At 64.5% G+C, this 6,921-nt stretch carries 10 protein-coding genes and 1 pseudogene; 4 read left to right on the top strand and 7 right to left on the bottom strand.

The genetic code is table 11. The features are described 5' to 3' along the window. From KZX42_RS14035 to KZX42_RS14020, 4 genes and pseudogenes are all read left to right on the top strand, one after another. Window positions 1-115 (top strand): annotated as a pseudogene (locus tag KZX42_RS14035) (IS5/IS1182 family transposase); the annotation flags it as partial. Between the two features lie 11 nt (window positions 116-126). Further along, window positions 127-333, top strand: coding sequence for a hypothetical protein (locus tag KZX42_RS14030; RefSeq protein WP_248120210.1), 207 nt, complete (start codon window positions 127-129; stop codon window positions 331-333). Between the two features lie 3 nt (window positions 334-336). Beyond that, window positions 337-1,260 (top strand): hypothetical protein, encoded by a 924-nt coding sequence (locus tag KZX42_RS14025; RefSeq protein ID WP_248120207.1) that lies wholly within the window; start codon window positions 337-339, stop codon window positions 1,258-1,260. Between the two features lie 84 nt (window positions 1,261-1,344). Beyond that, complete coding sequence (locus KZX42_RS14020; protein WP_201099710.1) at window positions 1,345-2,046, top strand: VIT family protein; 702 nt, start codon at window positions 1,345-1,347, stop codon at window positions 2,044-2,046. Between the two features lie 55 nt (window positions 2,047-2,101). On the opposite strand, the gene arsB is transcribed toward KZX42_RS14020, so the two are convergent. The 7 genes from arsB to KZX42_RS13985 form a co-directional block, all read right to left on the bottom strand. Beyond that, window positions 2,102-3,151 carry an ACR3 family arsenite efflux transporter gene (gene arsB / locus KZX42_RS14015; RefSeq protein ID WP_248120205.1) on the bottom strand — a complete coding sequence of 350 codons (1,050 nt, stop codon included), beginning with the start codon at window positions 3,149-3,151 and terminating at the stop codon, window positions 2,102-2,104. A gap of 267 nt (window positions 3,152-3,418) precedes the next feature. Beyond that, window positions 3,419-3,934, bottom strand: coding sequence for a S26 family signal peptidase (locus tag KZX42_RS14010; protein WP_201099742.1), 516 nt, complete (start codon window positions 3,932-3,934; stop codon window positions 3,419-3,421). Then, a complete protein-coding gene (locus KZX42_RS14005) occupies window positions 3,931-4,335 on the bottom strand; it encodes a hypothetical protein (protein ID WP_248120203.1) in 405 nt (134 codons plus the stop codon). Before KZX42_RS14005 ends, KZX42_RS14010 begins: the two co-directional genes overlap by 4 nt. A gap of 86 nt (window positions 4,336-4,421) precedes the next feature. After that, window positions 4,422-4,700 carry a VirB3 family type IV secretion system protein gene (locus tag KZX42_RS14000; RefSeq protein WP_035306146.1) on the bottom strand — a complete coding sequence of 93 codons (279 nt, stop codon included), beginning with the start codon at window positions 4,698-4,700 and terminating at the stop codon, window positions 4,422-4,424. Continuing rightward, the gene (locus KZX42_RS13995) at window positions 4,700-5,020 is read right to left on the bottom strand and encodes a TrbC/VirB2 family protein (protein ID WP_248120201.1); all 321 of its coding nucleotides are present in this window, start codon (window positions 5,018-5,020) and stop codon (window positions 4,700-4,702) included. Before KZX42_RS13995 ends, KZX42_RS14000 begins: the two co-directional genes overlap by 1 nt. Window positions 5,021-5,687: 667 nt before the next feature. Next, entirely contained in the window at window positions 5,688-6,062 is a 375-nt protein-coding gene (locus KZX42_RS13990) for a DUF6768 family protein (protein WP_205196332.1), read from the bottom strand. Then, window positions 6,055-6,633, bottom strand: coding sequence for a sigma-70 family RNA polymerase sigma factor (locus KZX42_RS13985; RefSeq protein ID WP_185225662.1), 579 nt, complete (start codon window positions 6,631-6,633; stop codon window positions 6,055-6,057). The genes KZX42_RS13990 and KZX42_RS13985 overlap by 8 nt, the downstream gene beginning before the upstream one ends. Window positions 6,634-6,921 lie beyond the last annotated feature (288 nt).

The raw sequence follows: 6,921 nt of genomic DNA, 5'->3' as shown, positions 1-6,921 counted from the left end.
AATCATGTTTGGCCGCCTGAAAGACTGGCGACGGGTCGCCACTCGCTACGATCGCTGCCCGACCGTCTTCCTGTCCGCCATAGCCCTCGCCGCCACAGTGCTGTTCTGGCTATGAGTCCTGAGCCTATGGCCATCACTCTGATGAAGCGCACCAAGGGCCTGATGGTCGAGACGATCCAGGCGGACGAACTCTATTCGTTCGTGGGCGCCAAGCAGGTGAACGTCGACAGGATGACCGTCCCCGTCGAGGGCGCCGGAACGGTCTGGGGCTATCTGGCCGTTTGCGCCAAGTCGAAATTGATCTTCAACTACCACCTCGGCGACCGCAGCTAGGGAATGCGCACCCTCTGGAGAAGTTTCCGCGCTCGCCTGTTGCTGGGCTCCGTGATCTGGATTTTCGCCGGGGTGGCTGTGAGCGGCTTCGTCTTGTCGGAAATCTTCAGGGAGCATGTGACCGCCCAGTTCGACACGGAGCTTAAAGGCCATGCCGACGAACTGGCGGTGCTGGTTCACGTTCCGCCAGACGGCGCGCCCTATCTTCAACGTTGGTTGAGCGACCCTCGCTTCCAGCCTCCGGGATCGGGCTATTATTGGCAAATTCGACGCAAGGGCGGGGAACTGGCCCGGTCGTCGTCGCTCGGTGGGGCCGCCCTGCCCATGGTCGGACCGCCGCCGGGTCCGGGCGTATCGCGCCAGTCCTTCATATCCGGCCCAACCGGCGAGGTGCGGCTGCTGGAACGCACGGTGACGCCGACGGGAACGGGTGAAAGCCTGCGGATCGCCATCGGTGCGGACCAGAGATTACTCGACGACGTCCTGTCCCAATTCAACCGAACCCTGGCTCTGTCTCTCAGCATGATCGCCCTGGGACTGGTCGGAGCCGCCTTCCTGCAGATCTCGTTCGGACTGCGCCCGCTTGGCAAGATCCGAAGCGCCCTGGCGGCAGTCCGTTCTGGGCGCGCCGCTCGCCTGCCCGACGACAGCCCCAGCGAGGTTCGCCCCCTGGTCCAGGATCTGAATGCGCTGATCGACGCCAATGCGGAGATGATCCGGCGCGCTCGGGCGCAGGCCGGCAATCTGGCTCATGCTCTGAAGACGCCGCTGGCGATCCTGGCCGACGAAGGCGCGCGGCTGAACGCGCAGGGGCAGGCCGAGGCGGCGCACACCATCCTGACGCAATGCGAACGGATGCGTCGCCAGATCGACTATCAGATGGCGCGGGTCCTGCGCCTTTCGGACAAGCCATCCGCAGGGCAATGATGGCGCGAGGATTGCCCGCCACGCGCTTCCACCAGGAATCCTTCCAGATGCGGTGAAAGCCGCCGCCAGCCCAAGGACAGAAACATGAGCCGACGACAGCCCCAGGCCGAAACCCACTTCTCCTCGCGCGTCGGATGGCTGCGGGCGGCAGTCATGGGCGCCAACGACGGGATCGTCTCGACCGCCAGCCTGATCGTCGGCGTCGCCGCCGCATCATCAGGCAAGGACGCGATCCTGGTCGCGGGCGTGGCCGGACTGGTGTCAGGAGCCATGTCGATGGCCGCTGGCGAATATGTGTCGGTCAGCGCCCAGGCCGACACCGAGAAGGCCGACCTTGCGCGCGAAAAGCAGGAGCTGACCGAGGACTACCCGTTTGAAGTCAGGGAACTGGCCGGCATCTACGAAACGCGCGGCCTGACCCCGGACCTGGCTCGGCAGGTCGCCGAGCAATTGATGAACAAGGACGCCCTGGGCGCTCATGCGCGTGACGAACTCGGCATATCGGAAATCACAACGGCGCGCCCGCTCCAGGCCGCCTTCGCATCGGCAGTGACGTTCTCGGTCGGAGCCGCGCTACCCCTGCTCGCCGTGGTGGCCGCGCCCCTGGGTCTTGTCGTCCCCGCCGTCGTCGTCGCCACCTTGGTCTCGCTCACGTCACTGGGGATCGCGGGCGCGATGGCGGGCGGCGCCGGTATCGTCCACTCTGTGACACGAGTCGTTTTCTGGGGAAGCCTCGCGATGGCGATAACCGCCGGCGTCGGGGGATTGGTCGGCGCCGTTGTCTAGGTGTTTGGCCCCGGCGTTTGATAATAGAACAGCCGACCAGCAATGACCGGCTGCGCTAGAGGGCGGGGAACCATCGCCGGCCGAGCCAGAGGGCGACGGACACTAGCAGGATCAGCACCGGGACCTCGACCAGCGGCCCGATAACAGCGGCGAAGGCGACCGGTGAGGCCAGACCGAAGGCGGAGATGGCGACGGCGATGGCCAGTTCGAAATTGTTGGACGCGGCGGTGAAGGCCAGGGCCGTGGTGCGCGGATAGTCCGCCTCGATCCAGCGCCCCATCGCGAAGCTGACGATGAACATGACGAGGAAGTAGATCGTCAGGGGCACGGCGATCCGCAGGGCGTCGAACGGCAGGGCGACGACCTCGCCGCCCTTTAGGCTAAACATGGCGACGATGGTGAACAACAGGGCGATCAGGGTCATCGGCCCGATCCGGGGCAGGAACCGGGTCTCGAACCAGTCGGCGCCTTTCCTGGCGATGAAGATACGTCGAGTCAGGAAGCCGCCGAGGAACGGCAGACCGAGGTAGATCAGAACCGCGCCGGCGATGGTCCCGACGCTGACGTGGATCACGCTGCCTTCCAGTCCGAACAGCGGCGGCAGGACCGTCAGGAACAGCCAGGCATAGAGGCTGAAGAAGACGATCTGGAAGATCGAGTTGAAGGCCACCAGACCGGCCACATACTGACTGTCGCCCCGCGCAAGCTGGTTCCAGACCAGCACCATGGCGATGCACCTCGCCAGGCCGATCAGGATCACGCCGGTCATATATTCCGGCTGGTCGCGCAGGAAGACGACGGCCAGACCGAACATCAGCACGGGCCCGAGAACCCAGTTCTGGAACAGGGACAGAGCGAGCACGCGGCGGTCGGCGAAGACCCGATGCAGTTCCTCGTATTTCACCCGCGCCAGCGGCGGATACATCATCAGAATGAGGCCGATGGCGATCGGGATGTTGGTCGATCCGATCGACAGACTGTCCATCCAGGCCGGCAGTCCGGGAACGAGCGACCCCAGGGCGACACCCAGCGCCATGGCCGCGAAAATCCACAGCGTCAGCCAGCGATCCAGAAAGGACACCGGCGCCGACCGGAGACACGGCATCGACCCGGTATGCGGATTCCACGATCACCAGGGCATGAAGCATCTTGGGGTCGATCCCGTGGCGCTCGGCGGCGACGGCGATCGCGTCCATGAACGGCTGGGACAGGGGCGGAAGTCGGGGCGTGAGGTCGTCGACGCCCGCCACGTCCGACACAGACTGCGCGGGGGGACGGCCGAACAGATCGCCGCCGGCGTTGCGCCAGTCGACCGTTTGAGCGGATGCGTTACCCGCTGCAAGCGCCAGGGCCAGAGCGGCCAGAAAGGGTCTCACCATGTCAGGGTCTCCCGAAACACCCCCTCCAGGTCTCGGGTCCGGACGGGGCCAAAATAGCGACTGTCGAAACTTCCCGGCGTGTCGCCGAGCAGGAAGAGCTCGTCCGGCGCGAGCCGACGGCAGCCGGTCCAGCCGGGCAGAGCCGCGCCGCGCCGATCACGATCCAGAACGTGAGCCACGCGGCCGGGCATTCGAACCGCACTTCCCTGCCGGCAGACGAGATCGCCGCCGACCGCCGCGACCCGTTTGATCAGAAGCAATTCCGCCGGCATGCCGAGCGCGCCCAGGTAGTGCCGGGCGATGGAAGGCTGGGGCAAAGCGACCATCGCACCCCTCTCCGGCGCGCCTCCAGGCTGTCGCAGATAGAGGCCACGCGGCACGCTGGGGCTCTCGTTGACCAAAGCCAGGGCTGGCGTCTGCTCGGCAATCAGAGCGCCCAGGCTCAGGAAGAAGACGGTGACGCCGAGCACGGCCCAGCGGTTTCCAGTATCGAGAGGGGTCCAGGTCATGGCCGGTAAGGCTCCAGGATCAGGTCGCGGGTGATCATCACGCGGACCCGCTTCTTGCGCAGCGTCTTCAGCCACTCCCGGATCTTGGCCGCGAATGCGGTCTCCCCAAGGAACAGCCAGGCCTCGTCGAGCACCAGCAGTGTGGGTCGACCGTCGAAGCTGCGCTCCAGATGATGGAAGAGGGCCGACAGAACCGGAGCTACAGCCGAGGGCGTGGCCATCATGCTTTCGAGCTCGAAGGTGTCGAACCGGCTGGGAACCAGCGCCTCGCCCTCTCCGTCGAGCAGGGCGCCGTGCGGACCTTTGAGTGTCAGAGGCTCCAGCGCGGCGGCGACAGCCTTGTCCTGAACCAGGGCGCAGAAGACCGTCAGGGTGCGCTGCGCCACGGGGGCGTCGGCCACCCGGCGCGACCAGGGCGGCCCAAGGCAGATGGTCGGCCAGAGCCGCCGGGCGTCTGCGATGTTCTTCGAGAAAGCGCATCGGCCCCTCACGCGTCCAGATGGCCAGGCAGGGCGAGGTGGCGCCGAAGCACATCGAAGAACCGGCGGTCCGCCCTGGCCGCCCACAAGCCGATCGCGTGGGCGACGGCCCACCACAGAAGGCCGAGCCACCAGATCCGCAGGGCCAGGCCGAGCACCACCGCGATCGTCCCCATGGCGATGGCGTAGTCCCGAGGCATTCCGGCCATGAGGACCGGCTCGGTCAAAGCCTGTGCGACCGGAAGATCCCAGCCCTCCGGTCGGCCGTCTTGGAGGGAGCCGGCCATCATCCGATCTCCGCCCCGCCGGCGAAGCCGAAGAAGTCGAGGAAGAAGGTCGAGGCCGCGAAGGCGATGCAGAGGCCGAACATGATGCCCAGACCGCGCCGCATCGAGGATCCGTTCTCGCTCATCGCGATCCCGGCGCCGAAGACGACTACGGCTACGACCGCTGCGGCCTGGACCACGGGTCCTGTGATGGACTGGACCACCTGCTGGAGCGGCCCTTCCCAGGGCATCCCTGAACCTCCGGCCAGGGCCGGCCCGGCCACCATCAGGCCACACGTCATCATTGCGCCGAACAGGCGGCGCCCAAGTCTTCCACGCATGTCTTGCTTCCTGTGTTCAGCGCGTCTCAGCGCGACGCACCACATTGCAAGCAAATATATCCACAGGTTGTCAACTCTGTGGATCGATTATTTTACGCGACTTACAGACGACTGTCGTACAACTCGCCACGACTCAAAACATGACTTGCGAAGACTTGTCGTTCGAAAGTCACCCCGACTTAGATTGCGACTTTCCACGACTTGCGTTTCGTGCCCGACAGCGCTCGTTGCCAAACGACGCCGCCTCAATTTCAGGTGAAGGATTGGCCTCAAGCCAAGACGCTGATTGCGTAGCTGTCGTCGCCCAAGGGCTCGACACCGAGCACAGCCTGAACCTTCCGTTCGGTGGCGGTCCGCCAGATGTGGACATCCATCGATCCGTGGATGATCGAGCGGCGAGGTGTCCTGTAGAGAAATCTGGATGACTGCCTCCCCCATCTACCCTTTCGAGGTGAGATAGTGCGAGCTTGAGTCAAGAGCTCTGAGACGCGTCTTGGGTCTGAAATGCGCCAGAAGCGGTCATGCGGACCATGCCGCAAACACGACATTCCGTGCGTGAACCGAAGGTCCGCTTTCAGGCGCAATGCCAACTTCGCAAGCCGACACGCTTCGGACGTTGATGATCTTCATTGACGACTGACGGTAGAGACGCGGTCGATCAACCCGACTAGCTATCGACGCCGCTTCGTTGGGTCACCATCAGCTCCAACCGCTTTAGCGCCACTAAGAGTCGATTTGTCTGCATGACGGGCCACAGCGCGAGCTTGATCATAAGGGACATGACGAGCAGGACTGCGGAAGGCAGACCCCAGTGGAGGGCAGCGAGTGTGTCCTGGGCCTGGAAGAACTGCCAGCCGGCCCACAGTCCTGCAATGAACATCACCGCTTGCACCGCCAGCAGAAGTCCACTCACCCATCCGGAACGCCCTGCGAAAAGCGTCAGAGCCTGCTGGACGTGACTGGGATCCTCTCCAATGCGGCGAAGCAGGTCACGCTCTTCCGCTGCGAGTGTCTGATCGATTAGCTGATCGGGATTAGGCATCGTCTTCTCCTTCCAGCACGACGCGAAGGCGGCGGCGTGCATGCATAAGGCGGGTCTTGATCGTGCCCGCCGGGACATCGAGGGCCACCGCGATCTCGGCGATGCTTAGGTCCTCAAAATGGAACAGCGCCACCGCAGCCCGCTGCGGCGGAGGCAGACAGCGGATTGCCGCGTGAAGGCGCTGAGCCTCATCACGCTTCTCAAAGTCAGGCTCGATCGCATCTGGCTCAGGCTCTGCAGAGATGGCACGGTCCAGTTCGCGCCGGCCTTGCAGGTTCGCGATATGCCGGGCGCAGCCCCGGGACATGATCCGATAAGCCCAGGCAGGAAACGCGCGCTCGTCCTGGAGGCGGCTCAATCCTCGCGCGACCTCCAGCCATCCCGACTGGACGACATCACTTGCCGCCTCATCGTCACCCAGGAGCCGCCAAGCATGGGCAGCAAAGCGCCTATGCCAGCGTCTCACCAGCTCGGCGAAGGCCTTCTGGTCACCTGACTGTGCAGCCACGACGAGATACTCATCCAGGAGGCGGCGGGTTGTCGCATCAAGTCGGGTGTGAGGTCGCGTCATCGATCATAGGTGCTTTGGGGCGGTAAAACGGTTCAACGGACTGCCGGTTATTTGGCCGACGATCGTTTTTTTGCTCCGCCACCGATACGTCGGCCCGAGCCTAGCGCAGAAGTGGCGCCGTGGCAGGCTTGGTCCGCTAGCCCCCGGCACATGCGCCCGGCTGTGCTGGCCGAACTCTGTATCGCGCCCGACCCCATACTGTTGCGCGCGATGGCCGGTTGGCTCGTAGTGAACGTCTTGCCCTAAAAGACACCATTACCCTGCTTCAAAACGACCCGCGTGTAATGG

Origin of the sequence: Brevundimonas sp. EYE_349 (assembly GCF_023147505.1) — a bacterium.
Lineage (GTDB): Bacteria > Pseudomonadota > Alphaproteobacteria > Caulobacterales > Caulobacteraceae > Brevundimonas.
Note: the sequence above shows the minus strand (reverse complement) of the source record. Positions and strands in the feature narration are given on the sequence as shown.